Raw genomic sequence first — 26,035 nt, 5'->3', positions numbered from 1 at the left:
CATGGCCCGCCGCGCTGACTCCGACGAGCACTACGTCCTTGACCTCTGCGACGAGTTGCTCGGCGTGCCCGGCATCCGGCAGGCGCGGTTCGACTGGCTGCGCGGAGACCCGTCTCCCACTCGGCCCCGCGGGGTGACACTCCCTGTCGACGGGTACTGGCCGGACCTTCGGCTGGTAGTCGAGTTCCAGGAGGAGCAGCACTCGCAGCCGTCTCCGTTCTTCGACCGCCGGCAGACCGTCTCCGGAATGGGTCGCGGTGAGCAGCGCCGCCGCTACGACGAACGCAAACGCACGCTGATCCCTGAGCATGGGCTGCGGCTGGTGGTGATCGAGAAGTCGGAGTTCACGTTGAAGTCGCGGAAGATCGACCGTGACCGCGCGCGGGACCTCCAGGTTGTGCGTCGGCACCTGGCGTAGTCGGATGCATCCACCGGTGCCGCGACGGATGCAGTGGCACCGGAAGACACCTCGCAATGCATGTGCGTTTCGTCCTACGGTCGCGCCATGGAACCAGGCCACGACCAGTTGCTCACGATCCCCGAAGCGATCGAACGGTTGCGCATCAGCCGAACCCACTTCTTCCGACTGAAGAGGCAGGGCGTCATTGTCGGGATGCGCCTCGGCTGCCGGACGCTGATCCCCAGCCGGGAGATTCAGAGATTGATCGACGAGCGGTATCGGCCGCCGAAGGGCGGCGGGTAGAGCTACTGCATCGCCGCGGCCTGTACCGCGGGGTCGGCCGCGATCGCGGCGGCGAGCTCGGCGGCCGTCATGTCGTACGCCGCGGCGAGGGGAAGGAGTTCGGTGACCCGTGCCGGCCGCTCACCCCGCTCCGTCCGACTCAGGACCGCCTTGCTGATCCTGCTCGCCTCGGCGGCCTGATCGAGTGTCAGCCCGGCGCGTTCACGTACCCGTCGTAACACTGCGCCGGCGGCAGCGTCTGCCGTCGTGACTCGCTTCGGAACCCACTGCTGTTCGTCGTCACCCACACAGCCATGCTCCAGGAGTGGGTGGCCGCGTGGTTGGGGGCGCGCCGGGGTGGGCAGGAATCGCCGCGGGGGTGCGCCTACATCGACATCACTGTGGCGCCGGCCCGCCGGGACGCATCCGCTTGACCCCGAGGTTGGCGCGTGCGGCACGTACCAAACCGACGAATTTCGCGGGGTGGAGGACCTTCGTGTGACCGCTGAGCTTCCCCAGTTTGGCCGCGTCGAGGAAGGGGCGGTCTCGGGTGACGCAGTACACCGTCGCCAAAGGATCCTCGCCGGCCAGATACTTGCACGCCCCGTAGACCATCCCGTCCTCGTGGTCGAGCGGAGGGTTGCCGTCAGGTACCTCAGCCGGCACGCAACCGCCCGACGACCGGTTGCCGACCTCCCACACGAATCCCTCCAAGAGCGCGTCCGCATCGCTACGGTTCCACCCCAGCCCCCTGAGGTCACTCCCGGGAGCGGGCACGACAGGGTGCTGCGCCTTGGCGTGGACCATGTCCTCGATGTGGTCGTTCGTGAAGACCTCGACAGTCTCCGATCCGGCGAACGTCCCGGACTGGCAGGTTGCTATCGCCCGAAGTGAGTCGTAAGCGCCATCCACGTGCGGGACGGGCACCTGCGCGATCGATGCCGCGATCGCATCGAAGGTGTCCCAGGAGAACGGTGCACCGGTGAGGAATGCAGAGTCGAGGTAAACGTTGGCGTCGAAGACGACGAGATGCCGGTGGCCGTCCGTCACTGGTTCAGCAGCGGACCCGATGGGACCGGCGGGGGCGATCACTGCTACGAGGAGCAACGAGGTTCGCGCCACCCCACGGAGAGTCATCGTCTGCGGTGTCAACGTCGTCCAGCGCACCGAGCAGCGAGTCGATGTCGATCGCATCGCTGACGCTCGTGTCGCGAACGTACACACCGCCCGCGGCGAGATCGGCGGCAGTTCGACCGGCCAGAGATCGGTGAGCACGGTAGAACCGCGCCATTGACTCCGGTGACAGTGGTGTGTTGCCAGAGGCGTCGGCGGGGAGGTCACCGCGCGCCTCCAGCCACGGCCGCTCGGCGTGGGTGAGTGCGCTGAGTTCCTCAGCGGACATCGACCCGTAGCTCGCGATCACCAAGTCCAGCAGGTTCGAGCTGAGCTCGTCGAGCTCGATGCCGGTGAGATCCTGCTCGCTGCGCTTGCGGCTGGACTGCTCCATCCGAGTGTGACGCACCTGCGGGACCACCGGCCCGTCCTTGTACGCCTTGAACTGCTCGTCGAACAGCGGCTCACCAGTAACGGCCAGATGCCATGCCTGCGCGTAGTAGAGCAGCTTCTGCAACGACATGGCGTCGGTCCACGGCTTCACGTTGCGAGCGATGATCACGCTCGCGACTTGGTCTGCGGTCAGCATGAATCCTCCCTCCGCGAGAGCTGTGGTGTGAATACCCCAAGTGTGTCACATCAACGCCGGTGACCTGGGCCGCATTCCTCCGCATGTTCACGCAGCTCGGCGGTGGCGTCTACGCGGAGAGTATCGACGGGTACCGACAGACTGCGCCGACGTGATCAGGTCACGCCTGTGCGAACACCTTCGGCCACACGCTCCGCCAGTTCCTCGCATCGCGCTCGAAACGGCTGTTCGCACGCACCGCGCCCGCCAAACGCTCCGGTGGAACTCCCGCCTCCAGCAGCAGGCACACAGTCAGGACCCACCGCAGCGAACGCGTGATGTAGTGCATCTCGGTGAGGTCGGGATTCTCCCCCTCCTGACGCAGCCCATGCGCAAGCGTGTTCCGCTGGTCCGTGACCGCGCGCTTCCAACGATTGATCCGGCCGACACACTCCGGGACGGCCTCGGCCGCCCGGCGCGCCAATGCCTCGATGCGGTTGGGGAACGACGGCTCGTAGAGGTACTGCCCGACTGCCTGCGTCAGCGCCTGTCGCACCTCGTCGGGAATGTCGGCGTCCTTCAACCCGTCCGTCGCCGCGTCGACAGTCTCCGCCGTCCACCGACGTTCGCCCGGATACAGACGCCGATGGAGATTCTCCGCCGCGGTGCACAGGCTCAGCGCTTCGGTCTCCACCGTCTGGAACTCCCCGGCGTAGGACGCCGCAAGTATCTGCGGCACCGGAGATACCCGCTGCGAGAGTTCCAGCCACCGGCCGACGAAGTCGGCGCCACCGGCACCTTCGAGCGTGAGGAGAGATTCCTCGGCGGAATCGCGAGGCGCGGACGCGTCGACCACGTGGCCGTACACGTCTGCGGACTCTCCGCTCGGGACCGACAGGTTCAGCTGGCGGACGCGGCACTCGGCTCCGTTGAGGATCGTGAGCGCCGTTGCGATTGGTATCGCGACGGTGGAGACCATCGTGGACAACGGAAGCGGGTGGTCGAACGCCAACTTCAGCCGTGTACCTGTCGTGAGCACGATGTCCGGTCCGCCGAGCGTCGGGATTGAGGCCAGGGGCTCGAACCGCACCTTCCCGACCGCGGGAATCGACACAACCCCCTCGGCGGCGTCCGGCGGGTCGTAGACCCACTTCATCGGTGTCATACCGGTGTCGGGCAACTCGGTGTGGACCGAAGGCAGGTTGGCGAACGCATGGAGTCCGGTGACATCCAGGGTCACCGCGTCGAACTCGGTCTCATCGTCCGGGAACAGGGCGCCGACGAAGCACCAGTCCGCCCGCAGCACCTCGCGGCTGCGTGGTTCGTCTTCCCCGGGGCTCGGGAACCCAAGCAGGTGGCGACGTAAGGAACGCAGACCCCACAGCGATACTTCACCGGGCCTGATCGCGGTCGCACCCAGCACCACCGCGTCGTCGGTGACGCGCCGCTGTGGCGGGCCGCCTGCGATGGATCCGGGTCCGCGTCGTGTCCACTCGACCATCGGGTTGAAGCTGGGACTGACCTCGAGTTCGACCCGGTTGTCGCGGAATCGGAGCACCCCGGTACGAGGTGGTGTCGCAGTCGTCTCAGCAGCCGATGCCTTGGACACCACCTGGAACTGTCCGATGGTCTCAGCGGTCTGCTCGGGGAACCGATCTGCCATACCTGAATGTATGCCGCAGGTCGTCCGAGCCGTCCACCCTCGGCCGCAGGTGTCCACCCTCAGCGGGGTGTCCACCCGTCCACCCAAGGTGGACGGTGCGGGGAATCCGGGAGACCGATCTGCAAAAGCCCAGGTCGGAGTAGTAGTTAAGTGAAGCTGCGGCCGTCTCTTATAGAAGCCATCCGCGGCGCGTCCACCCTGGGTGGACGGGTGGACGGGTGGACACCTGCGGTTCGACGATCCGTTTCGCTCAAGTGTCCACCCAGGGTGGACACCTGGGTGGACACCTTGTGCCGACCACCCGCCGAGTGGTCACTCAAGGTCCGGCTCGACGGAGCGCATCCGCTCGCCTTCACAGACCCACAGCTGCCGCATGCACAGCTCGGTCGCGAGTTCTGCGGCTCTGGTGTAGCGCTCCGACTTCGCGTTCTTCGCAGACGCCTGGATGTCCCGCAGTGTGAACGTCGGGCCGCTCTTGCCGAACTTGTTGCGGCCTTCGCGAACGTCGCGACCCCACTTAGCCAGGGACGTGAGCAAGGCCTCGGTGTGCGCCACCTTCGCCAGCTCCGCGGCGTTCTTGCGGTCGAAGTCCAGGCCACCGTTCTCGACGGCCTGCGCCTTCTTGAGGCCCTTCACCGAGGCTTCGAGTCGGTCACGCACCCGCCGTGAGTGCTCCATGACGTGACCGGCCCACTCCCACTCGAAGGCGCCGATGTGGGCCCTGTGCTGGATCAGGGCGGCCCACGCGGCGGTGCGCAGGCGGTTCAGGTTCTGGTGGCCGGCGAGTTCGTCCACGTCGCGGTCGAAGCGGATCTTGTTGGCCTGGGCCTCCCACACCTCGTCGTGAATGGCGTCGTCTACGGTGAGCAACTCGCGGTCACCGTCGGGGTGCTTCACCACGTGCGAGGTCGGAAGGCCGCGCATGATGTCGATCTCCGCACGCGGCTTGGGACCGCGCGGGCGCTTGTTCAGACTGCGCGGGTCCGTCGTGGAGAACCAGTTCGTGCGCTGCAGGGTTCCGCCGTCACGCTCGGCCATCAGCGCCATCGCAGGCTTGCCGTACTGCGTCGAGAACGACACCAGGATCCGGTACGACAGGGGCTCCACCTTCAGCGGGTCTGCGCCGTCCTTCTTCGGGTCGGTGCCCAGCTCGGCGCCCGTGATCGCGGCGCGCAGCTCAGAAGCGAGGTCATTGCCGCCGCGTCCGGACTGTGCCGTGAGTGTGTCCACTTCCGACCAGTCGCACCAGGCGGCCTCACGGATGGGCACGACCTCGACGTTGCCGTCGTCATCCTTCTGGCGGGCCACGAACAGGCCGGCGAGCGCGGCGCCCGACGGCGGCATGAACTTCTTGTCGATCGAGTCCTCGGTGTGGATCAGCACCCCGGCGTCGTAGATGACCAGTCCGTGCGCCGCGCCCTTGCCACGCCCCGAAGCGCCCACGGTGCCGATCTGGTAGTTCAGGGGCGCCGGCATGCCGCCGACCAGGTCCGGCACCAGGACGCTCGCCCGGACCCGCAGCAGTCCGCGGCCGATGCTCAGGCCGAGAGTCGACCAGGGCGACATCGCCGCCGCCCGGGCCGCCGTCCGGATCTGTCCCACCTGGGGCAGACGCGGATCCCCAAACACCAACTCCTCGAGCTCCTCGGTGCACGGGTCCGGCAGGTGCCGGTACGGGTCGCGCTTGTCCGCGAGAGCCTCAGCCTCGGCGGCAGCCTGTTCCTCGGCCGTCAGCTCCGGCTCCGGCATGGGCTGGAGAGCGTTTGCCCCCGCCGCAGGCGCGCCCACCACGCTGTCAGCGCCGATGAGCACAGCGCCATCCTTCGCCCCCGCGGCGTGCTGCTTGGCCCGCATGCCCGCGGCCGCAAGGCGGTACCGCTGCGCGCGTTGCAACAGGCCGTCGGGTCCCACCTGGACCTCGATCACGCGGCCCACAGGCTCGCCCTTCGGTCCCTTGTCCGGAGAGGGGATCGGCTTGGTCTCCGTGGCGTCACCAGCCTCGGCGGCGGCCTCGAACTCCGCGGCGGCGGCATCCAGGTCGTCAGCCGCGACAGCGGTGAGCCTCTTCTCCTGAACCAGGCCCAGCTCCTTCATCACCGCTCCGCGTTCGCGGCCGGTGAGTCCGCAGTACGCGTCGAGTCGCGAGTACCCGCCCTGCGGCAGGTCCGCGAAGGCGGTGGTCCAGACCTGGACCCTACCGCCGTGGACGTCGCAGTCGTGCACGGTGATGCTCTTCTCCGCGTCCGACCCGGCCCGCAGCCAGGTCTCGCACGGACCACAGGAGTCGAACCCGGCGCGGTCACCGGCGATCCCAGCGGCCTCGAGCATGCTCAGCAGGTCGAGCTGGTCCACCGCGGTGGTCAGCTCGTCGTCGCCCTCGCCCGGCTCACGGACCCCGGCCTCGGCCTCCCGCCAGACGGTGACGGTGCCGGCCATCGGCTCCCACCCCGCGGGGGGTGCACCGATGTCGGTTCCCTCCGGGGCGTACGCAAGCAGCTCCTCGGAGAGCGCCCACAGGGGCAACTCCGGGAGCCACCCGTCCGCGTCAGCCGCGACCTTGAGCCAACCGTCGCGGTCGGGACCGCAGTACCCGGCCTCCGACGCGGTGACGTACCCACCGACGTAGTGCGTGGGCTCGGCGATCACCACCACCGACGGCGGGAGCACCACCTGATGGTGGCCGGCGAGCACGTCGATGCTCGCGCCGTTGTCGAGCATCACCGCCTTGGTCGGGCCGGTGAGGCGCACCTGCGGAACCCAGGAGGGCAGGCGCCAGAGAACGTGCGCACCCTCCGCGTGGTGGTATGCGGGGTTGCGAGACCCCGCCGAGATAGTGAACAAGTCGTAGCCGGCCGCGAGCATCGCGGCGGTCGCGGCGCCGTTGTCGCCGTCCCATCCGACCCATCGGCTCGCGCCGAGGTGCGCGCCGATGTTACCGCCGCGCCGCAGGTGGGCGTCGATCTCGTCCCAATCGATCGTCGAAGTCTCCTGCCACCGCCTCTCGACGGGGCGCTTGCCGGCGACGATGAGCGGCATGAGCACGGCGCCAGCGTCGGACAGACGCTCGAGCCACGTGTCGATGCTGGCCTCACGAGCGGCGTGCGCGTCGGCGAGCGCTGCGCGGTTCGCCGCGACGCGCGCCAGTTCCTCCGGACTGAACGCGGTGCTCATGCCGCCACCGCCTCGGTGACAGCGGTGGTGACCGTGACGGCCACCCCCACTCCGAAGACCTGCTCCGCGGCCGGGCCTTCCAGCCGCACGTGCAGCGGTTCGCCCGCGGCGCGGGGCCGGGTGAGCAGTGCCTGGAGCTCCGGGAGGGAGCGGGCGACGACCTCGGCGGTGGTCGGCGTGTCGTACGCGTCGGGCTCGACGCGGTCATTGAGCTGTGCCATGCTGTGCATGTCCTTCCGTTCTTAGCGGGGTGGGGACTACTCGAAGCGAAGCGGGCCGGCCGACACCGGCCCTTTCGCGTATCTAGGGCGCGATCCGCGCCCAGTGCAGGTCCAACCAGGAATCGATCTCCCTGGCGCGCGTCGTCTCCTCGTCGGCAAGCTCACCGATGGTGAAGCCGACGGCGTGATCCGGATCCGCGACGCGTGCGGCGGCGCGGCACCCGGCGATGAGGGCGCCGTGGCGATCCTCGGGGTGGGCAGCGCGGAACGCAGCGCCGGCGGCGGCGCGGACTCCTTCGGTGCTCACGCGGCTGCGACCTCCTGACGGACCTCCGTCGCGCACGCTGCGCGAACCTGCGCAGCGTCCTGAGTGCGAGTTCGGCCCGGGACGCCCTCGGTCTCGTCGTCCGTTGCGGTCTCGGCCTCGGCCCCGGTGTCCACCACGAGCGGCAGACTGTCGAGCCACGCCTCCAGATCGCGCTCTGCGATGAGCACGCGGCTACCGCAGCGCCGAGCGAGGATCTCACCCGACTCCACGAGGTACCGCATCTTGCGGATGGAGACGCCCGCGATCTCGGCTGCCTCCTTGTAACCCATGCGTCGCATGACGCCTCCGTTCGTCCTGGCGTCGGATCGATCCCGACGCGGTGCGACACATGGTGGCACCGAGGCCTCCCACATCACGAGCGATCCTCCAGCCCCAGGTCAGGGCCGTGTCGCGCACGAAGAACTTTTTCAGGCCGGGCAGGGATGTGCAGCAGGTTGCATTGAGCGGCAATGACCGTCAGAAATGGCTCTGACCAGCACGTTCGCCGATTGCGCGACGGTCTTAGAACGCTGCAAGCTCGTGAGCATGATCAAGCGACCCAGCCGCAGCCCCCGAACGCTGAGTGTCACGTCCCCCGCACGAGTCAGCCTCTTGACCTGCGGTTTCACCCTCGCGACCCTCACGGTCGCGACGCTCAACACGCCGGTTGCGGCCGCATCGACCGATCCTGACTGCCCCCGTGAGCATTCAGAGGCCTTCCGCGCGCTCTGCGACCTGGGCGAGACCACGCCGACGTCGGCACCCTCGTCCGGCGGTTCCGGCGGTTCCGGTGGGGGCATCGGCGATGCCTTCAGCTCGTTCTTCGACAGCTACGGCGCGCTCTTGTTCTTCGGCGGACTGATCGCGTTCATCGTGTGGGTCATCATCGCGGCCCGACGCGAGTCCGCCGAGGAGAAGGCGCAGAAGGCCGCCGGCGAGCTCGCCCGCGGACGCGCCCTGGCCGAGCAGCACCATCTCGAGCAGGTGCAGCGCGCGCACGCTGAGGCCGCCGCGCAGGTGCCTGATCGATCGGTCTACGACCCCCACGGCGTTGGCCTCGCCGCGCCCCCGATGCCTGCGCCGAAGGTTCCGCCGGCCCCGCCGACTTCGCCTACGGACCTCGCTCGCTACGCGGCGTTCTCGTCGGTGGTCCCTTGGGTTGAGGGCAGCGCCCTCGCCGCGGTGACAGCACCGGACGGCGACCGTTCCAAGGCGCACGCGGCCTTCGCGGAGGCCGTGCGCACTGTGGGCCTCGGAACCACCGATGAGGCCGGCAACTTCATCCCCGACGCCACCCTTGCGAGCGTGAACGCGTTCCTCGACGGCTCCGGCGACGTTGAGTTCGTGGTGCGCACGCGCGACATCACTATCGGCGAGAAGGAGCTCGCGAAGGTCACGCACTACCTTCTGCTCACCGCGCGCGTCGCCAGCGCGGGCAACTGGGAGCGCGAGGTCGAGACCGGCCGCTACATGCTCCGGCTGAGCATGAACGCCAAGGCGGCGCAGCAGCAGGAGCAGGTCCAGGAACCCAAGGAGACCGGCCCGCGCATCGACCCGAGGTGGGCGTGATGTCCGGCGGGTTCGACGAGCTGTTCGGCGACTCGTCCACCGCGACCGCGGCGCCGACGGAGAAGAAGGCGAAGACCGCCGCGAAGAAGCCTGCCACCGCTGACCGACCCCAGCGGAGCCAGGCCGACCACGACGGCGAGGTACGGGCCGCGGCCGACCGGTACATGGCGCTGCTCCCCGAGATCCGTGCGGCACGTCCGCAGGGCCCTCGCGCCGAGGAAGCCGCTCCGCAGCTCACCGGTTCGGCTTGGGTGATCGACGCCTGGGAGACCGCGCTGTTCGGTGGCGACCACGCCGCGTTCGGCCTCGACGCACGTTTCGGCGCTGAGGTCTTCACCCGAGGGGACACGCTCTACGTTCAGGTCACAGTGCCCGCCGAGCTCGCTGGCGAGGGACGCAAGGCTGTCGCGGAGACGATGCTCGCCGAGACCGTCCGCCGGCAGAACCTCGGCGACTACGAGGTGGAACCCGGCGAGGACAAGCGCAAGTTCTTCCTCGTCCGCACCAACGCGTTCGACACCACGAACGGCTGGCGCGAGCACCCGAAGACGCGCGCCTTCTACCGCAGCGCAACTACCGGTGGCACGTACCACCAGGAGCTGTTCGACCTCGTCGGCCTCCGCGTTGTCGACCCGAAGACCGGCGAGATCAAGTACCCGCAGCGCGAGTTCGGATCCGACGACCGCGGCGGAACGGTGACGCTGGCACTGCCGCCGGGGATGCTTCCGCGCGACGTGATCGCAGCTGAGCCCGCACTGCGCGCGGCGCTGGCGATGCCGGAGCTGACGGTGACGGCGGGCGACGGACTGCGGCCGACGATCCACCTGAACTCGAAGCCGTTGGTGCGTGCGTTCCCCAAGTCGAACCCGTTGTCGGCGGGCCGTCTCTGGCTGCCGCGCACCGAGGCCGAGCGCTACGCCGTCAGCAACGAGATCCGCTTGTTCCTCGGCGTGACTGAGACCGGAGAGGTGGTCGCGCCGCGGCTCAAGGACCGCAGTCACGCCGCGATCTTCGGCATGACGAACAGCGGCAAGAGCACCACCATGGTCATCCTCGCGCGCAGCCTCGCGGCGCAGGGCGCCGAGGTGTGGCTTGCAGATGCAAAGGGCACGCCGGAGTTCCGCAGCCTCTACAAGGAGAGCGTCGCGGGGATCACGCACCTGAGCGTTGCGACTCCCGCACTCATGCACGCCACCGTGCACAAGCTGCGGGAGTTGTACAAGTTCCGCGCGGCCGTGGCCAACGAGCTCGCGGACCGAGGCCTCGGCGTCGACGACATCCTCTGGCCGCGCGTCGTCCTGATCTTCGATGAGATGGGCGAGTTCCTGAACACCGCGTTGAGCGATGGCGGCGACAAGGTCGCCAAGGCTCAGGCGCAAGCCACCGTGAACATGTTGGGCGAGATCGGGGCGAAGGCCCGCGCCTACGGCGTGCACCTGATCGTGGCCGGACAGCACGTCTACGTCGCGGCGCTCCCGAACAAGGTGAAGGAGCACCTCAGCATCCGCGCCGTGCTCGGCAAGGCGTCCGACACGCACATCCAGCGGCTCTTCGACGAGCAGGATCGCGACGCCGCGAAGGCCGCGCGTGAGGGGATCCTCCCGGGCCAGAAGGGCCGCGGGATCGTGATGGCCGACGACGCCGAAGTGGTGCAGTTCCAGTCGTTCTACAACGACGCGGACCAGGCCGCGAAGTTCGTTCGCGACACGGCAGGTACCCCGCGCCTCAAGCGGTGGGGGCACCAGTTCCCGACCGGTGACGACGTCCCCGGGGCGCACGGTGCGTGGCAGTCGTGGGGGGCGTGGGAGGGCGACAAGTCCTTCGAGCCGGACGGCACTGTCGAGGACCTCGGCACTGTCGTCCTGGACCGGCTGAACCGGGTCACTGGAGAGCTGGAACCCGACCCCGGCGCCGCGCCCTGGGACATGACCAGCCCCGCCTACAACCCCGGATCGCCGCCGCTGTCCGCCGCCTTCCAGAACGTCAACTGACCCACGAACGGAGACCACCATGACCACGCAGACCGACGCCCTCGTCGCCGCCGCCGACGCCGTCCGCGCGGCGCACCTCGCCGCCCTCCGCCCGCTCGCCGAGGTCGCCGGCCGCACCGTCGCCGCCCCGCCCACCGTCGAGGACGCCCTCACCGCGGCGCTGCACCTGATCGCCGCGAAGCCCGCACTCGATCACACGATCACCGGACTCCTCCGCGAGCTCATCAACGCCGGCATCGCCCCCACCAAGCTCGCTCGCCTCCTCTCGATCCGCAGCAGCACCCTCACCGACCGCCTCGCCGCCTCGGCTCCCACTGCGGTTCCCGTGCCGGAGCTGCACTTCGGCATGTTCCGACGCAAGGACAGGCTGAGCGTCCGCGCCAGCCGCGAGTCGCTGATCGGCGCCGCTCGCGGCCTCGGCCGGACGTACGCCAGTGCGCTTCGCCCGATCAGCACCGTGAGTCAGGGTGGCGTTCCCGAGGCCGCCGTGGTCGATGAGGCCCTCGAAGCCGTCCTGCACCTGCACGGAAGCCGCGCCGCTCTCGACGCCGCGATGGATCCGGTCCTGGCCGCGCTCGTGCTCGGCGGTGTCCGCCGGATGAGTCTGGCCGAAGGGCTCGGGGTGCATGCGACCACGCTGCAGCGCCGACTGGCCGGACAGCCGCTCGCCCATGCACGGCATGTCGATCTGGTCGATGACGGTGCAGGGAAGTGGAGCGTCGCCCGCGCCGAGGTGGGTCGATACGCGCCCGCCGAGGAGCTCGATCCGGCCCTAGTCGAGGCCGCCGTAGCCGAGGCGATCACCGCGGTGACGGAAAACGGGCCCAGCGTGCGCGTGCGTGAAGACAGCGCGACCGTCCCGCAATCCGGGGCCGGGTTCTAAGACCGTCGCACACAGAAACTCTCAGACCGTCTAGCAGGAAGGAAGACCGATGACCAGGTTCGTCACCCGTGACCCGGCCGCCGCAGCCGCCGCGACCGACGCGTTGCGCGACGCGTCCAAGGCGCTGGCCGCCGTCGTCACCGTGACCGCCCAGGCCCTCACCCCGCACCCGGAAGATCCGTTCACCGCGGAGGACGCCCTCGCCGCGCTCGAGAAGTGGGTCCGGGGTGAGGCACGTCGCCGTCGCCGGCTCGCGCACACGCTCCTCCTGCTGCACGAGGCCGGAGTCAGTGAACGTGCGCTGGCCGACCGGATCGGTCTGGGGCGCCATGCCGTCGCGCAGATGGTCGCCGACGCGAGGGTCGAGCGAGAGGCCGGCGCGTGATCACCCCCGCGCTACAAGCGCCTTCCGCCGCCACGGGTCCGGATGCCTCCGCAGAGGGTGGGGGTATGTGTTTCCAGACCCGCGACCTGCACGTTTACCCCGGCCTCGAGGGGCTGGAGAAGTCGAAACACAACCCGGGTTCCGCTACAACCCGCGCTACAAGGACCGCCACAACACCCGCTACGAGCGCCGTGGCCGTCGATCAGCCGGTCCGGTCGGCAGGAGCCGCCACCGTGGCCGTCGATCAGCCAGTCCGGCCGGTGGCGCCGTTTCCGCAGGTCAAGGCATATGACGAGGAGAAGTACATGAACTCCGACCGCAAGGCGTTCACGCGCCTGTTGCTGGGCTGCACCACCGTGAGCCTGGCCGGCAACGTCGCCTACGCAGTCGAGCGGGGCGCCGTGACTCCCGTGTCGATCGCCCTCGCCGCGGTCGCGCCGATCCTGCTGCCGGTCGGGGTCCACTTCATCCCGAAGGCCGCCCGGGTCCGCAGGGGCGCTCGGTTCGCGGTGACCGTCGCGGTGATCGTCGCGGCGGTGGCGGCGTTCGTGCTCAGCTTCGAGGCGCTGTCCGGCCTGATGCGGATGCGCGGTCACGACGGTTGGACCGCTTACCTGCTCCCCGTCGCGATCGATGTCCTCGCCGCCGCGGCTGCCTACGCGCTCGTCGTCGAGCCCGACGCGGTTCGCGAAGAGGCACCCGTGGCGCAGCGGGTCGAAGCCCCGGCAACGCGCGACGCAGAGCCCGCTCGCGCCGCGACGCAGACCGAGTCAGTTCGCGACGCGGAGCTCGATGAACCCGCGACTCACGCCGCGACGCAGCGCGACGCGCTTCGCGACGCAGACACGGACGAACTGCCTGTGACCAGGGGTGAGTCGCGCGAAGCAGACGCGAAGCACGGGGACGAAGCGGCCACGTCGCGGCGACTCACCGCGGTGCCGACTCCTCGACCCGCCGCGACGCACGCCCCTGCTTCGCTCGCGACGCAGACCGTCGCCGATCGCGACGCAGACGGCGACTCGGAGCACCTGCGTCGCGCCGAACTGCTCGTCGACGCAGGCCGCACCACAGCCTCGGTCGACGTGGTGCGCCGCGTGCTTCGCGGGAAGGCAAACGGCGACTCGAACCGCGAACTCGCCGCGGCCACCGGGATCACGGAGAGCGCGGTGCAGCGCATCGTCAAGGCCGCCCGCGAGCTGGAGGCCGCCGAGCCCGCCCTCGCCTGACCCCAGACCGCTCCGCTACCTACCCCACCGACACCCCGGGTGCAACCCCTCACCTCGTCCACGAAAGGGACAACATGAACACGAAGAAGTACTCGATCGCGGCGCTCGCCGCCGCCGCGGTCATGACCCTCGCCGCGTGCGACACCACCACCAGCGGCGAGCCCGCCTCCGCACCGTCGTCCGTCTCGGCCTCGCCTAGCGGTAGCGAGTCCTTCCGGGAGCAGTCGCGCGAGGGAATGCGCCGGCTGGAGCGCAACGCCGAGCTCGGCGTCCCGGGCCCGGTCATCGGCCAGCTGGTGGAGGCCGCCGCGCAGGACGGGTCGCCGCTGGCCTTCTCCTGGGGCGAGGGCTGCTCCTGGATCCGCATGCCTGACGGCGCGCTGTGGGCGCTCCACTCCGGCGGCGGCGCCCTCGTCCGTGACGAGAAGCAGCTCGCGTGGTTCCGCGCGAATCCCGGCGCCCTGGTCGCCAAGGAGTGCGAGCAGCCGGCCGAGTCTCTGCCGACGCAGCCCGACCCCACGGTGTCCACGCCGTTCCGGTGGAGGGACGGCGCCACCACGAAGGTCTCGATCGGCGGTCGCGCGTACGCACTGCCGACGCAGATCAGCGAGCGCGGCGCCGTGCTGGTCGCGGAGGACAGCGCCGGACCCGCGACCCCCACGAACTGAACCCGAAGGAGAACACCATGAACAAGTACCTCAACGGCATCGTCGCCCTGGCGGCCGTCACCGTCGCCCTGACCGCCTGCACCCCGCACACCGAGCCCATCTCGGCGCCGAGCAGCTCGGCCGCCCCGAGCGTCGTCTCCGACCGTGAGGTGAAGCGCGCCGAGGCTGAGGCCGGGAAGCGCGAGCTCGCCATCTACGGCGCCCTCGGTCTCCCGAGCACCACCGACCGAGTGGCCGCCGAGGCCGCCGCCGCGCGCAGCTTCCCGTACCTGTTCAGCCACGGCGAAGGGTGCAGCTGGGTGCGCACGTGGGACGGCGCGCTCTGGCGGATGTACGGCACCGACGGCGGCCAGCTCGTGCGCGACACCGAGGCCGAGAAGGCGTTCCACAGCAACCCGGGCGCCGCGGATCTCTGGACCTGCAGCCCCGCAGCCAACGTCCCGACGGCCGACGATCCGGCCGCGAGCACCCCGTATCAGTTCGTCGACGAGCGCGGCACGTGGGTGCGCGTCGGCAGCGCCGTCTACCTGGTGCCCGAGCCCGTCCCGACGCGAGGCGCGGTGCCGCATCTGCGCTCCGAGTCGGGCGAAGTCGTCCCGCTGCCGTCCGACCCGACCAACTAGAAGGAGACGAAGATGAGCACGTTCAAGCGCATCCTCACGAGCCGTACGACCCTCGCCGCCGCGCTCGTCGCCGGCGTAGCGGTCGTCACCGCTCTCGTGACGCTGGCCTTCACTCCGCAGCGGTCGGAGGGGGTCGCCCCGCCGCACGTTGCCGAGCAGCGATCCGTCGCCGGCGTCTGCAGCCTCGTCATCACCGGGTACGGCGGCGAACTCTGGGCCGCGCCGCTCGGCGGTGGACAGCTCAAGCGCGTGGATCGCGACCAGGTGGGCGTGACTGGGTGCCGAGTCGATCCGGACCCGAACCGCCGCTGACCCGACGAGCGGGCTGTTCCACGGACCGAGTTCCGTGGGGCGGCCGGTCCGCCGGACCACGAAGAAGAACGAGCAAGGAGAGACCATGACCGACCCCGACAACGACGAGCAGCTGACGCGCATCTGGACACCGGATCCAAACGCACCGCGTGTGCCGCCCGGCGATCCGTTCGGCATCTACCTGGATGCGTGAGAGTGCTCCCACCTTCAGGTGGGAGGTGAATCACGCCGGGTTCGGCCTGTTCTGCTGCTCGATGTAACGCCGAACGGTTTCGATTCCAGCTCCGCCGGTTGTTCCCGCGTAGTAGGAACGTGACCAGAGATGCCCACCCCACAAGAACTGCTGTAGGTGGTCTTTGTACTGCTGCCGAAGTTTGCGCGAGGAAACACCTTTGAGGCTGTTGACCAGCTTCGACAACTCGACCGTGGCCGGAAACCCGACCAGCAGATGCACATGGTTGTCCTCCCCGTTGAACTCTTCGAGCTCGCATCCGAAATCAGCACACACCGAGGACATCACCTCTTGGAGCGCTTCGAGATGCTCGGCGGCGAACACTCGACGTCGGTACTTTGTCACGAACACCAAATGCACATGCAAGTCCCAAACAGCATGTCTCCCTTTACGAACATCCGCATCCTCCACCATGACGCCAACTGTACAGCGTGCTACTCTGGCAAACATGAAGCGGCGACATTCTGCGCGGGCCTACCTCACCGGTGGGCAACGCCAACACGCCGCCAGACTGTTTGGTTGCTGCCGGGTCGTCTTCAACGACTTCCTCGCCGAAGCTGGGCGTCAGTACAGCGAAACAGGGAAAACCGACTTCGATCAGGTCGCCAAACAGGTCACCACGCTGGCGAAGAAAACACCGGAACGGCAATGGCTTGCCGAGGTCTCCTCGGTTGCTTTGCAGCAATCGATCGCCAACGCCAAACGGGCGTATCGGAACTTCTTCGACTCCTGCTCGGGGAAACGGAAAGGCCGCAAGGTGGGCTTCCCCAAGTTCAAGCGTCGCAGCGGCAGGCAGAGCGCAACGTTCACCCGAAACGCTGGTTTCAGCGTGCGAGTGGATGGATGCTCAAAGTGGGGTTTCGTTCGACTTCCCGGTCTCGGGGAGGTCAAGTTCGTTGTCTCCGCGGACCTGGATTGGGACACGCTCTCCTCGGTCACCCTGATCGGCAACCCTGACGGCACCTTCGAAGTTTCGTTCACCTACCAACCCGTGGAGGTCACCAAGGAGCCGGCACCGGACGGAACCGTTGCCGGAATCGATCTCGGTCTTACCGTTCTCGCTTCCGGAGTGCACCTTGACGGTGAAGGTGGTGGAGAACGCTTCGACGAACCAAACGAGCGACACCTCCGCCGCAAACAGCGTGCACTTGCACGTGCCCAGAAGTCGCTCTCCCGCAAAGAGAAAGGTTCCCGTAAAGACAAACGGCCACCCTCGAACAACTACCTCAAACAGAAACAGAAGGTGGCCAAGCTGCACTCGCAGGTGGCCCGAACCCGCAAAGACCAGCTCGACAAGTTCAGCCTTCGGGTAGCCCGTGAAAACCAAACGGTCGGGTCTGCTGCACGAGTAGGTGACATCTGAGTCGGCTTGCCCTGGGTGGGCAGGCTGGGAGGATGTCCCCATGGCAAGGCCCTATCCCCGTGAGTTCCGCGACGACGTCGTGCGCGTGGCCCGCAATCGCGATGACGGGGTGACGATCGAGCAGATCGCCACCGATTTCGGGGTGCACCCGATGACGCTGCAGAAATGGCTCCGTCAGGCCGACATTGACGAGGGCGCCAAGCCCGGCAAGACCACCGGCGAGTCCGGTGAGCTGCGTGAGGCCCGGCGGCGGATCAAGCTGCTCGAGCAGGAAAACGAGGTCCTGCGCCGTGCCGCGGCGTATCTGTCGCAGGCCAACCTGCCGGGAAAAGGATCTACCCGCTCGTGAAAGAGCTCGCCGCCGACGGGATCCCCGTCGCGGTGACGTGCCGGGTCCTCAAGCTCGCTCGCCAACCGTATTACCGCTGGCTGGCCTCCCCTGTCACCGACGCCGAACGCGTCGAGGCCTACCGCGTCAACGCCCTTTTCGACGCGCACCGCGATGATCCGGAGTTCGGATATCGCTACCTGGTCGAGGAGGCCCGCGACGCTGGCGAGCCGATGGCCGAGCGCACCGCCTGGCGCATCTGCTCCCAGAACCAACTGTGGAGCGTGTTCGGCAAAAACCGCGGCAAGAACGGCAAGCCCGGCCCACCGGTCCACGACGATCTCGTCGAACGCGACTTCACCGCCGACGCGCCGAATCAGTTGTGGCTCAGCGATATCACCGAGCACCGTACCGGTGAGGGCAAGCTTTACCTGTGCGCCATCAAAGATGTGTACTCCAACAGGATCGTCGGCTACTCCATTGACTCCCGAATGAAGTCCCGACTGGCCACCCGTGCACTGCACAGCGCGGTGGCCCGACGCGGAGATGTCGCGGGATGCATCCTACATTCGGATCGAGGATCTCAGTTTCGCTCAAGGCGATTCGTGCACGCACTGCACCATCACGAGATGGTCGGCTCGATGGGCCGTGTCGGCGCGGCCGGCGACAACGCTGCCATGGAGAGCTTCTTTTCCCTGCTGCAGAAGAACGTGCTCGACCGCCGCCGCTGGGACACCCGCGAGCAACTCCGAATCGCGATCGTCACCTGGATCGAACGCACCTACCACCGACGCCGCCGACAAGCCGGCCTCGGCCGGTTGACCCCGGTGGAATTCGAAGCCATCATGACCACACCGGCCAGTCAGGCCGCGTGACCGAAACTGTCACCTACTCGTGCAGCAGACCCGTCTGCCTGGAAACGCTGTCCATCGTCGGACTGGCTCGCACAAGGATGGCCAAATCCATCCACGATGCGGGTTGGGGGATGCTCGTGGCGATGATCACCTACAAGAGCGCCGAACGCGGCGGGAAGGTAGCGCGAGCAGGACGCTTCGATCCCACCTCTCAGCGTTGTTCAGTGTGCGGTCACCCGGGGATCGGGAAACTTCCCCTCTCCGTACGGCAATGGACATGCCCGGGCTGCGGAACACTTCTGGACCGTGAGTTCAACGCTGCTGTTAACGTCGTCGACGCCGCTGGGCTAGCGGAGTCGTTAAACGCTTGTGGAGGAGATGTCAGACTTCGGCTTGCCGAAGCAATCACCGGTGAAGCAGGAACCCATCGAACAGACCCCGACAGCAATGTCGCGGCTGCGTAGGAATCTCCCGCCTTTAGGCGGGAGAGGAAGTCAAACGAGCAAGTCCGCCGACGACGACAGCTCCGACATCTGAGCCGACTGTCCGGGTGCGGCATCCGCCTCAGCGGGTGCTGCGCCCCGACCGCCGGATCACCTGAACCAGGAGAAGCACATGACCGACGACATCTACGTCGCCGCCTTCCGTCACGCCGCCTACGCCATCGCCCGAGACAGCTGCGCGCCCGCCGCCGTCACCGCGTACGCCGGTGCCGTGGCCGCCGCTCGACATCGTGCGCAGTTGGAGGGGACCACACTCGCGTGCCAGCTGATCGCTGCGATGAGCACGGACCCGGTGACGCATGCCGCCGCTGCGGAGGTCGGGCCCTTCACAATGCTCACGCTGTCGGACTGGCTCACGGAGGTGTGGGACGCCGTGACCGAACTCGCCGCCGAGGTCGTGGTGCCGGAGCTGACCGAGTCCGAGCAGATGTACCGCCGCGCGACGACCGAGTTGTTCGCGGAGACCGACCCCAACAGCGGAACCGCCACGCTGGCCTTCGCCGGCGCGCTCGCCGTGGCGAATGTGCGGTGGCTCGCCGCGGGTATCGACGGGCTCACCGATCCGGCGGCCACCGCCGTGATCGGGGCCGTCCTCGACGAGGATCCCGTCGCTGCCGCTGCTCACGAGGGACTGGCCGAGGCGACTCGTGCCTCGCTCGCAATGGCCGTCGGGAACAAGTGGAGCGCCATCATGGAGCGCGTCGCAGTCATGGAGGCCGTGTACGCGATCGAGTCCGCCGCGGCCTGACTCATGGCGCAGAGCACCCCGTCACCAAGTTGGTGACGGGGTGCTTGCTGTTCGGGGCAGGGACTACGCGGCGACGTCGCCGGAGATGAGGCGGTCGATCTCGCGCATGGGGATCAACCTTCTCCGCCCCACCTTCACTCCCTTGATCCTGCCGTCTTTGAGCTGCGCGTAGATGAGGCTCTCGCTGCAGCGGAGCATCTCCGCCGTCTCGGCGACGGTGAGCATCGTCACCGGTGCCGGCGTCTGGGCAGGCTGAGTCTGGCCGACCGCGGCCAGCAGAGTGGCGAGCGCGGCGGCGAGATCACTGTTCTGGTTCTCGCTCATGTCTCCATCGCACCACGGAGTTGGGACTCCTCCAAGCGAGCCGGAATCGCGTACTTTTTCGGCGTGTCGCGCTGAGCTCACCCCGCTTCTTCGTCTACATGTCGGCGTGTCGTACGACTCGTTCGTCTCCACCCAGCGCAGGTGCCACTCTGTAGCAATGGCACGCAGACCGGAATGGGTGAAGGCTGTCGAGACCTCGGCGGGGCGTAGGTACGAGGTGCGGGTGCATGGGCAACGGCCCGACGGCTCGCGGTTCCAGCACAAGAAGCGGTTCGAGACGGTCGAGGCCGCGGTGAAGTGGCGCAGCACTGTCGTGTCGGAGTTGTCTCACGGCACGCACGTCGCACCTTCGGAGATCACGGTGCGTCAGGCCGTGGACAGCTGGCTAATCGGTCAACGTATCCGGCCGAAGACGATGAGCGCCTACGTCACCAGTTTGAGACCGCTCGTCGACGCCCTCGGTGACAAACCGGTGCAGCAAGTGACGAAGGACGACATAGAGAAGATTGTCACCTCCCTCCGCAATGGGACCAGTCGCATGGGCACCTGGCACGCGCCGGAGAAGCTGACCAAGAACAAGAAGACAGTCCGCGCCCCGTGGGCACCGGCGTCGATCAACCCGATGCTGGCACGGGCGCGATCGATCTTCGACGACCTGATGGCGCAGGGCATCGTCGTCCGCAACCCCGCCGCGTTGGTGAAGAGTCTTCCCACGGAGAACGCCGACATGCACACGCTGTCCGCCGAGCAGGTGACTAAGCTACTCGCCTCGTCGAAGGCAGATCCGTTCTCGATCGCGTGGCAGCTCGCGGTGTACGGGCTGCGCCGCGGTGAGATCCTCGCGCTCGACTGGGACTCGATCGACTTCGACAAGGGCACCGTCTCGATCTCCGCTGCGCGCCTCGCGGTCTCGGGCGGCAGCGTCACCGGCGCCACCAAGACGAAGACCAGCACCAGGACTCTGCCGATGCCTGAGGACCTCGCCCGTGCACTGCGCGCTGAGAGGAAGCGGCAACGGGAAGCGAAGCTTGCACTCGGATCCAAGTGGCATGACACCGGTCTCGTGGTCGTCGACGAGTTCGGCGCGGCGCCGCACCCGGACACCCTGACGAAGGCGTGGGCCAAGGCGCTCGGCTCTGCAGGTCTCCCCCACGTTCGTCTTCATGATGCGAGGCACAGCTGCGCGACTCTCATGCACATGCGAGGCGTGCCGGTTGTGGTGATCGCCGCGTGGCTCGGGCATCAAGATGCCGGCTTCACTCTCCGTACCTACGCGCATTCGACGAACGACGCGCTCGCGGATGCCGCCGCGGTGCTGAACTCGATCACGACCTCGAAGCCGGACACCGCCGCTTCGGAATGACCGGGTGACCCTGCCGTGGGTCATCGGGGTCACCGCGTCGGCGATTAAATCTGGAATGGGTCACTCTGGGTCACCGGAGCGCTGCCAGCACCCGCCCCAGATACAAGAAAACCCCAGTTACCTGGGGGTTTCATTGTGGCCAGGGCCGGGATCGAACCGGCGACCTTCCGCTTTTCAGGCGGACGCTCGTACCAACTGAGCTACCTGGCCGGAAGGCACCGGGATGCCTCAATGCCTTACTTGCGACCCTGACGGGACTCGAACCCGCGACCTCCGCCGTGACAGGGCGGCGCGCTAACCAACTGCGCCACAGGGCCTTGCTGTACTGCTCACTCCTGGCTTCCACGTATGGAAGTACCCCCTACGGGATTCGAACCCGCGCTACCGCCTTGAAAGGGCGGCGTCCTAGGCCGCTAGACGAAGGGGGCCAGAGCCGAATCTCTCCGGGGTACTCACAACGCTTCCGCTGGGAGCTTCGATAGCTTAGGGCACGTCCCCCGCAATCCCAAAACCGAGGGGTTGAACGCCCCATTCGGGCCCCAGAGAACCTGGGCCGGATGCGGTGCCGTGGGCTCAGTTATCCTGATGGCTCGCACGGCCCCTATAGCTCAGTTGGTAGAGCTACGGACTTTTAATCCGCAGGTCGCAGGTTCGAGCCCTGCTGGGGGCACCACGCACACTTCTCAGGCGGCCTTCGCGTCGTTCTTGGCCTTCTTGACGGCGGCCTTCGTATCGGCGGAGTCGTTGTCACCCTTCTCTGGGGTCTTCCCTTCAGCGGCGTCCGCAGCGGTCGCCCGCTCCCGCTCCGTCGCCTCGGCGGGGCCGCTCTTCAGGCGGCTCCCCGGGCCCTTCTTGCCATCCTCGCGAGCGCCCTTCTGGAAGACGTTCTGGACCGCGTTCCGCAGCCCCTTGGCGGCCTTCCGGACGTCGAGCGCGGCGCCGGGCCGCAGGCTGCGGGTGGGCTTGGCTTCGAGGTCCGCCTTGGCGCCGGCCCGCGCCTCGGGTTCAGTCACGAGATCCGCTTCGCCCACCGGTTCGGCGTCCTGCAGGGTGGTCGCGGCCGCCCCGGGCGCCGAGGAGCCGGCAACCGTCGGCGCGGGCGGCTCCGCGGCCGACGGAATCCCCGCACCCGGGACCACCTCCAGTGCGGTCCCGGCAGGCTCCGTCGCCTTGGCGCGCTCAGCCGCAGGTGACAGCAGCTGGGGCTCCGACGCCGCGTCCACACCCGCCTCGGCGGGTTCCTCACCCAGCGGGGCAACGGTCGGCCCCCCGAACACGTTGTGGACACCCTCGCCCAGCGCGACGACCAGATCCTCGCCCACCTCCAACCAGTTGTTGAACGGGTTGAATGGCAAGAGGGACAACGGCACCGGCTTGTCCGGGTCGCCGCTCCAGTCGTAACCGAGATCGATGATCACCTTGGCCGCCGGCGCCAGCAGGTCGACGAACGGCTTGACGATCGCGGTGGTGCCGGTCGACTCGGCCAGGCTCAGGATCAGGTTGGCCAGTGGCAGTGAGGTCGCCGGGATCATGATGTATTTGTTCGCGCTGTTCGGGTTGTTGCCGCCGTAGCGGATGTTGTCCGGGTCGGCCAGCGCGGCCGCCAACTGCGCCTCGGTGTATCCGTAGGGCATGGTCCCGTCGGGGTCGCCGCCGTTGGGCGCCAGGTAGTAGCCGTGCACGTTGTCGAAGGCCGCGATGGCGTTGAGCATGGTCAGCGGGTTGCCCCAGTACCGCGGAGCGTAGACAACGGGGTCGTACTCGAAGCCGATGTTGGTGATCGGGATGCCGCTGTCGGTCATCATCGGCGGCCCGAACGTGGCGTCCAGCAGCAGTTCACCCAGAAACGAGACGGGGGCCAGGCGCTGCCACAGCCCGCCGTCGGGGTTGGCGATGTTGCCGATCATGACCACCTGAAGCCGGTCCTTGATTTCGTCAGGCAGCTGGTCGAGGTTGCGCAGTTCGTTGGAGACCACGGCGCCGCCCTGTGAGTAGCCGAAGACGACCAGGTCCTCGTTCGGGTTCTCGGACCACTGCCTGATGATCTCCGCGTTCAGTCCGCTGACGCCCTCGCCCACCGAGACGTTCCACTTTTCGCACCGGCCCGGCTCGCACCAACCGGGAAAGGGCATGGGCCAGAACGACGCCGGGTAGTTGATCCCGATCAGGTTGGCGGCGGGGTCGACGCTGGGGTCCAGGACCGCGACGTCACAACCGTTGGGCGCCCCGCCCTCGAAACACCGGGTCTGCCGCAGATACCGGCTGACCGCGTTCTCCATGTAGCCCGGCACCACATTCGCATTCGGGTCGCCGGTGCCCGGCACGATCAGCGCGGTGGCCGCCAGCGCCACGAACGACGTGACGACGCCGGCGACCGCGACGGCCACCACGCCGGTCAGCGCCAGCATCACAACAAGGATCGAGCGAACCGTCCGCCGCATTGCGTACCCCCCCACGCTGCGTCAATGGCTGTATGCGCCGAGCCGGCAACCCGCCCGCTGCTGTGTCAGGGATGATCGCACAGGCGAGGGTGTCCTGTACGGGAAACGTGTCAGTGTCCACCGTCCAGCACCCGCGGCGCGGGCACCCAGGGCGAGGTCGTCGGAAAACACCACGGCACCTGCCGCCCACTGCACTGACCACTGCTCAAAGGTGAGGAATCCCGGCGAGCACACCTGGGGCCTTTCGACATGCGCCGTCGGCTCAGGATCCGAACCGGGGCTGCCAGGCAGCGGAAAATGCCACTCCCTTTTGATTCCAGTGTGATTCGGGAACGCAGGCCCACAGCGACGAGAGAGCGCAAGACCCCGTCAGGTTCGATACCCGTTCGGTGTGTTCGATTCCTCGGGTGCCATCAGGGCGACTGCGGGGTGGCACCGGCGTCGATCCCGATGTCGGCTACGCGAATGCGCTCCGTTTCGGTGCTGAGATCGAATCCTCGATACGCCCACACATAGATGGCCGAAGAGACCGCAAGACCTACCAGCATGGAGATGTCTACACCGCCCAGAAGTCGAGCGAAGAAGCCGTGGAAGTCGCCAACGACCGCAAAGGGGAGCATCGACGCGAAACCGATGAGATAGGCTGCGATGCCGCGCCAAGACCAACGCCCGTACATGCCCCTTGGGCTGAATATTTCTCGGATGGAATAGTGGCCGCGACGCACGACATAGAAGTCGATCAAATTGATTGCCGTCCATGGCGTAAGCAAATATCCGAGAACGAACAGAAAATTCTCCAGCCAAGCTATAAACGAGCCACTCGCGCTATATGCGATGACGGTAGTCACTATTCCCAGGCAGACCAGGGCGACTACGCGTTTCAACATGGTCGGTTGGAATTGTTTAATCGAGTCCGCACAGGACAGCAGTGTGAGGCTACCGCCATAGAAGCAAAGGGCGCCAGCGGCGAACGCGGGCACAACTGCCGCGATCAGCAGTATTTTCCCGGAACCGGAAACAATCGCATCGCCCGTGGCTATGATCGCGCCGACGGTGTCATTCAATGGAAACAACCATGCTGCAGCAGCGCCCATCAGCATCATCCACGCACCACTGACCGCCGCACCAGCGTATGTCCACCAAAACGTCTCTGGCACACTGACATCCGGCCGAAGATAGCGCGAATAATCCGAGACGAATATTGAATAGGATAGCTGATAGGCCGCGGCAGTGAAGAACTGAACCATAAAGGGCACCAAAGAAAATGAGCGGATATCGAACGCCTCCGCGCTAAACGGTTGGACCACGATTATCCCGATCGAGAACATGGCGAGCACGACCACCATTAGCACGGCCAGGTACCTCGCCGCCTTATGGATGATGTCGTGGCCCATCACTGCCAGCAGTATCGCGATCAACGCGATACTGAAGTATCCGATCGTTGTCGGCAGTCCAATGACTTCCTCAAGGGTGTCGCCAACCAAGATCTGGATTGATGCAGCGTACCCACCGTAAATAATCAGCGCGACTATCCACACCAAGAAGGCGCCCATGAAACCAAACTGCGGCCGCGACTGCACCATTTGCGGAAGCCCGAGCTGCGGCCCCTGGGCAGAATGAAAGGCCATGAAGAACGTGCCGAACGCACAGCCTGTAAGTATCGCTATCGCGGTCCAAATGAGGTTTGCGCCCAGCGCTATTCCGATGAATCCCAACGCTACCGTAAGTATGTGTACGTTTCCGGTGAACCAGATAGTGGAAAGGTGCCACACCTTGCCGCGGCGTTCCGTCAACGGAACGTAGTCTATGGAACGCGTCTCGATGATCACTTGAGACGCCCTTGACGGGCCGGCGAGTGCCGTTTCAGTGGGATTTGTATCTTCGATCATCGTCACTCTCTCTATGAGTTTCGAATTTTGAACTTCGCTACACCTTCTGATGAAGGCGGTGGTGCCGGAGTTCCAACCGCGCAAGCGGCATGACAAGACCAAGGGCCACCTGCGATGGGACTCGGACATGGTTGGCGGATCCATTAACCGCACTCGGCGGTATCACCTCGCTTATCAGCGCCCAGCAGCCCTGGTCGCCATGCAAGAAACGGCCAGGCACGGAAGGTGTTGACTGGTCGCGAAATTGAGCAGCGGACATGACGCCGTTCGTGGATGCGACGAGCCCGTCCAGTGCCTACTTCCGATCGCTCTGCACGGACGAACTCCAGGCCAGCTACACCAGTGACGATCGGCGTCGCTGCCGGGGGGCCTTTTCCACCTGATGCCCCCAGGGGCATCTCTGGCGCAACCACCTGGTCGATTTGGCCGGCCAGGTGACGACCGCCGGCGTGATCGGAACTGAAGATGTTGCGCACCAGCGCTATTCGTTTCGAACCCGTTGTCGAAGCTGGGGTTCCGGCGCAGGCGCCCAGGCTTTCCTACTAAGGATGGTCATGGCTCAAGGCTTCTCCCTACGAGGTCTATTCGGCTGCAATGGTTTCTTCCGC

The 26,035-nt window shown here is 67.1% G+C and carries 27 protein-coding genes and 4 tRNA genes; 16 read left to right on the top strand and 15 right to left on the bottom strand.

The window, feature by feature from the left end:
- Position 1 precedes the first annotated feature (1 nt).
- Entirely contained in the window at positions 2-418 is a 417-nt protein-coding gene (locus R2K23_RS03440) for a hypothetical protein (RefSeq protein ID WP_316514285.1), read from the top strand.
- An 87-nt stretch (positions 419-505) separates the two neighbouring features.
- Positions 506-703, top strand: a complete 198-nt coding sequence (locus tag R2K23_RS03435; RefSeq protein ID WP_316514283.1) for a helix-turn-helix domain-containing protein — start codon at positions 506-508, stop codon at positions 701-703.
- Between the two features lie 2 nt (positions 704-705).
- Here the strand turns inward: R2K23_RS03435 and R2K23_RS03430 are convergent, their stop codons facing one another.
- The 8 genes from R2K23_RS03430 to R2K23_RS03395 form a co-directional block, all read right to left on the bottom strand.
- Entirely contained in the window at positions 706-990 is a 285-nt protein-coding gene (locus tag R2K23_RS03430; protein WP_316514281.1) for a helix-turn-helix domain-containing protein, read from the bottom strand.
- 88 nt (positions 991-1,078) lie between these two features.
- Positions 1,079-1,732, bottom strand: coding sequence for a hypothetical protein (locus R2K23_RS03425; RefSeq protein WP_316514279.1), 654 nt, complete (start codon positions 1,730-1,732; stop codon positions 1,079-1,081).
- A 4-nt stretch (positions 1,733-1,736) separates the two neighbouring features.
- Positions 1,737-2,384 carry a Panacea domain-containing protein gene (locus R2K23_RS03420; protein WP_170092319.1) on the bottom strand — a complete coding sequence of 216 codons (648 nt, stop codon included), beginning with the start codon at positions 2,382-2,384 and terminating at the stop codon, positions 1,737-1,739.
- Between the two features lie 160 nt (positions 2,385-2,544).
- The gene (locus R2K23_RS03415; protein WP_316514274.1) at positions 2,545-4,026 is read right to left on the bottom strand and encodes a HEPN domain-containing protein; all 1,482 of its coding nucleotides are present in this window, start codon (positions 4,024-4,026) and stop codon (positions 2,545-2,547) included.
- A gap of 312 nt (positions 4,027-4,338) precedes the next feature.
- Positions 4,339-7,197 carry a bifunctional DNA primase/polymerase gene (locus R2K23_RS03410; protein ID WP_316514273.1) on the bottom strand — a complete coding sequence of 953 codons (2,859 nt, stop codon included), beginning with the start codon at positions 7,195-7,197 and terminating at the stop codon, positions 4,339-4,341.
- Positions 7,194-7,418 carry a hypothetical protein gene (locus R2K23_RS03405; RefSeq protein ID WP_316514271.1) on the bottom strand — a complete coding sequence of 75 codons (225 nt, stop codon included), beginning with the start codon at positions 7,416-7,418 and terminating at the stop codon, positions 7,194-7,196. The genes R2K23_RS03410 and R2K23_RS03405 overlap by 4 nt, the downstream gene beginning before the upstream one ends.
- A gap of 82 nt (positions 7,419-7,500) precedes the next feature.
- Positions 7,501-7,725 carry a hypothetical protein gene (locus tag R2K23_RS03400; protein WP_316514269.1) on the bottom strand — a complete coding sequence of 75 codons (225 nt, stop codon included), beginning with the start codon at positions 7,723-7,725 and terminating at the stop codon, positions 7,501-7,503.
- The gene (locus R2K23_RS03395) at positions 7,722-8,024 is read right to left on the bottom strand and encodes a helix-turn-helix domain-containing protein (protein ID WP_316514268.1); all 303 of its coding nucleotides are present in this window, start codon (positions 8,022-8,024) and stop codon (positions 7,722-7,724) included. Before R2K23_RS03395 ends, R2K23_RS03400 begins: the two co-directional genes overlap by 4 nt.
- A gap of 184 nt (positions 8,025-8,208) precedes the next feature.
- On the opposite strand from R2K23_RS03395, the gene R2K23_RS03390 reads away from it, so the two are divergent.
- The 8 genes from R2K23_RS03390 to R2K23_RS03355 all read left to right on the top strand — a co-directional run bounded on the left by R2K23_RS03390 (position 8,209) and on the right by R2K23_RS03355 (position 15,382).
- Complete coding sequence (locus R2K23_RS03390) at positions 8,209-9,294, top strand: hypothetical protein (RefSeq protein ID WP_316514266.1); 1,086 nt, start codon at positions 8,209-8,211, stop codon at positions 9,292-9,294.
- Entirely contained in the window at positions 9,294-11,285 is a 1,992-nt protein-coding gene (locus R2K23_RS03385) for a helicase HerA domain-containing protein (protein WP_316514264.1), read from the top strand. Before R2K23_RS03390 ends, R2K23_RS03385 begins: the two co-directional genes overlap by 1 nt.
- A gap of 19 nt (positions 11,286-11,304) precedes the next feature.
- Positions 11,305-12,168, top strand: coding sequence for a hypothetical protein (locus R2K23_RS03380; protein WP_316514262.1), 864 nt, complete (start codon positions 11,305-11,307; stop codon positions 12,166-12,168).
- Positions 12,169-12,217: 49 nt separating this feature from the next.
- Positions 12,218-12,553 (top strand): chromosome partitioning protein, encoded by a 336-nt coding sequence (locus R2K23_RS03375; RefSeq protein WP_316514260.1) that lies wholly within the window; start codon positions 12,218-12,220, stop codon positions 12,551-12,553.
- Between the two features lie 233 nt (positions 12,554-12,786).
- On the top strand, positions 12,787-13,779 hold the full coding sequence (locus tag R2K23_RS03370) for a hypothetical protein (protein ID WP_316514258.1): 993 nt from the start codon (positions 12,787-12,789) through the stop codon (positions 13,777-13,779).
- 74 nt (positions 13,780-13,853) lie between these two features.
- A complete protein-coding gene (locus R2K23_RS03365) occupies positions 13,854-14,447 on the top strand; it encodes a hypothetical protein (protein ID WP_316514257.1) in 594 nt (197 codons plus the stop codon).
- A gap of 17 nt (positions 14,448-14,464) precedes the next feature.
- A complete protein-coding gene (locus tag R2K23_RS03360) occupies positions 14,465-15,070 on the top strand; it encodes a hypothetical protein (RefSeq protein WP_316514256.1) in 606 nt (201 codons plus the stop codon).
- Positions 15,071-15,082: 12 nt separating this feature from the next.
- Positions 15,083-15,382 (top strand): hypothetical protein, encoded by a 300-nt coding sequence (locus R2K23_RS03355; protein ID WP_316514253.1) that lies wholly within the window; start codon positions 15,083-15,085, stop codon positions 15,380-15,382.
- Positions 15,383-15,605: 223 nt separating this feature from the next.
- On the opposite strand, the gene tnpA is transcribed toward R2K23_RS03355, so the two are convergent.
- On the bottom strand, positions 15,606-16,028 hold the full coding sequence (gene tnpA, locus R2K23_RS03350) for an IS200/IS605 family transposase (protein ID WP_316514251.1): 423 nt from the start codon (positions 16,026-16,028) through the stop codon (positions 15,606-15,608).
- A 34-nt stretch (positions 16,029-16,062) separates the two neighbouring features.
- On the opposite strand from tnpA, the gene R2K23_RS03345 reads away from it, so the two are divergent.
- The 4 genes from R2K23_RS03345 (at position 16,063) to R2K23_RS03335 (ending at position 19,410) form a co-directional block, all read left to right on the top strand.
- A complete protein-coding gene (locus R2K23_RS03345; RefSeq protein ID WP_316514248.1) occupies positions 16,063-16,977 on the top strand; it encodes an RNA-guided endonuclease InsQ/TnpB family protein in 915 nt (304 codons plus the stop codon).
- Positions 16,978-17,017: 40 nt separating this feature from the next.
- Positions 17,018-18,180, top strand: a protein-coding gene (locus tag R2K23_RS03340; protein ID WP_316512199.1) for an IS3 family transposase whose coding sequence is annotated in 2 segments (ribosomal slippage) — positions 17,018-17,302 and positions 17,305-18,180 — 1,161 coding nt in all. Because the reading frame shifts where the segments join, the coding sequence is not laid out codon by codon here.
- 77 nt (positions 18,181-18,257) lie between these two features.
- The gene (locus R2K23_RS24860) at positions 18,258-18,623 is read left to right on the top strand and encodes a zinc ribbon domain-containing protein (protein ID WP_396893520.1); all 366 of its coding nucleotides are present in this window, start codon (positions 18,258-18,260) and stop codon (positions 18,621-18,623) included.
- Between the two features lie 151 nt (positions 18,624-18,774).
- On the top strand, positions 18,775-19,410 hold the full coding sequence (locus R2K23_RS03335; protein WP_316514246.1) for a hypothetical protein: 636 nt from the start codon (positions 18,775-18,777) through the stop codon (positions 19,408-19,410).
- A gap of 63 nt (positions 19,411-19,473) precedes the next feature.
- Here R2K23_RS03335 and R2K23_RS03330 read toward each other — a convergent pair whose 3' ends face one another.
- Positions 19,474-19,734 carry a helix-turn-helix domain-containing protein gene (locus tag R2K23_RS03330; RefSeq protein ID WP_316514243.1) on the bottom strand — a complete coding sequence of 87 codons (261 nt, stop codon included), beginning with the start codon at positions 19,732-19,734 and terminating at the stop codon, positions 19,474-19,476.
- Positions 19,735-19,891: 157 nt separating this feature from the next.
- On the opposite strand from R2K23_RS03330, the gene R2K23_RS03325 reads away from it, so the two are divergent.
- Positions 19,892-21,097 (top strand): site-specific integrase, encoded by a 1,206-nt coding sequence (locus R2K23_RS03325; protein ID WP_316514241.1) that lies wholly within the window; start codon positions 19,892-19,894, stop codon positions 21,095-21,097.
- Positions 21,098-21,233: 136 nt separating this feature from the next.
- On the opposite strand, the gene R2K23_RS03320 is transcribed toward R2K23_RS03325, so the two are convergent.
- The 3 genes from R2K23_RS03320 to R2K23_RS03310 form a co-directional block, all read right to left on the bottom strand.
- A tRNA-Phe gene (locus tag R2K23_RS03320) sits at positions 21,234-21,307 on the bottom strand.
- A 33-nt stretch (positions 21,308-21,340) separates the two neighbouring features.
- Positions 21,341-21,414 (bottom strand) — tRNA-Asp (locus R2K23_RS03315).
- 38 nt (positions 21,415-21,452) lie between these two features.
- Positions 21,453-21,525, bottom strand: a tRNA-Glu gene (locus R2K23_RS03310).
- 169 nt (positions 21,526-21,694) lie between these two features.
- Here R2K23_RS03310 and R2K23_RS03305 point away from each other — a divergent pair.
- Positions 21,695-21,770 (top strand) — tRNA-Lys (locus R2K23_RS03305).
- A 10-nt stretch (positions 21,771-21,780) separates the two neighbouring features.
- Here R2K23_RS03305 and R2K23_RS03300 read toward each other — a convergent pair.
- Together R2K23_RS03300 and R2K23_RS03295 are read right to left on the bottom strand one after the other, a co-directional pair.
- Positions 21,781-23,505, bottom strand: coding sequence for a PE-PPE domain-containing protein (locus R2K23_RS03300; RefSeq protein ID WP_316514238.1), 1,725 nt, complete (start codon positions 23,503-23,505; stop codon positions 21,781-21,783).
- Positions 23,506-23,951: 446 nt separating this feature from the next.
- A complete protein-coding gene (locus tag R2K23_RS03295; protein WP_316517034.1) occupies positions 23,952-25,427 on the bottom strand; it encodes a purine-cytosine permease family protein in 1,476 nt (491 codons plus the stop codon).
- Positions 25,428-26,035 lie beyond the last annotated feature (608 nt).

Source organism: Mycolicibacterium sp. MU0050, assembly GCF_963378085.1.
Lineage (GTDB): Bacteria > Actinomycetota > Actinomycetes > Mycobacteriales > Mycobacteriaceae > Mycobacterium > Mycobacterium wendilense.
This window is presented reverse-complemented; position numbering and strand designations above follow the sequence as displayed.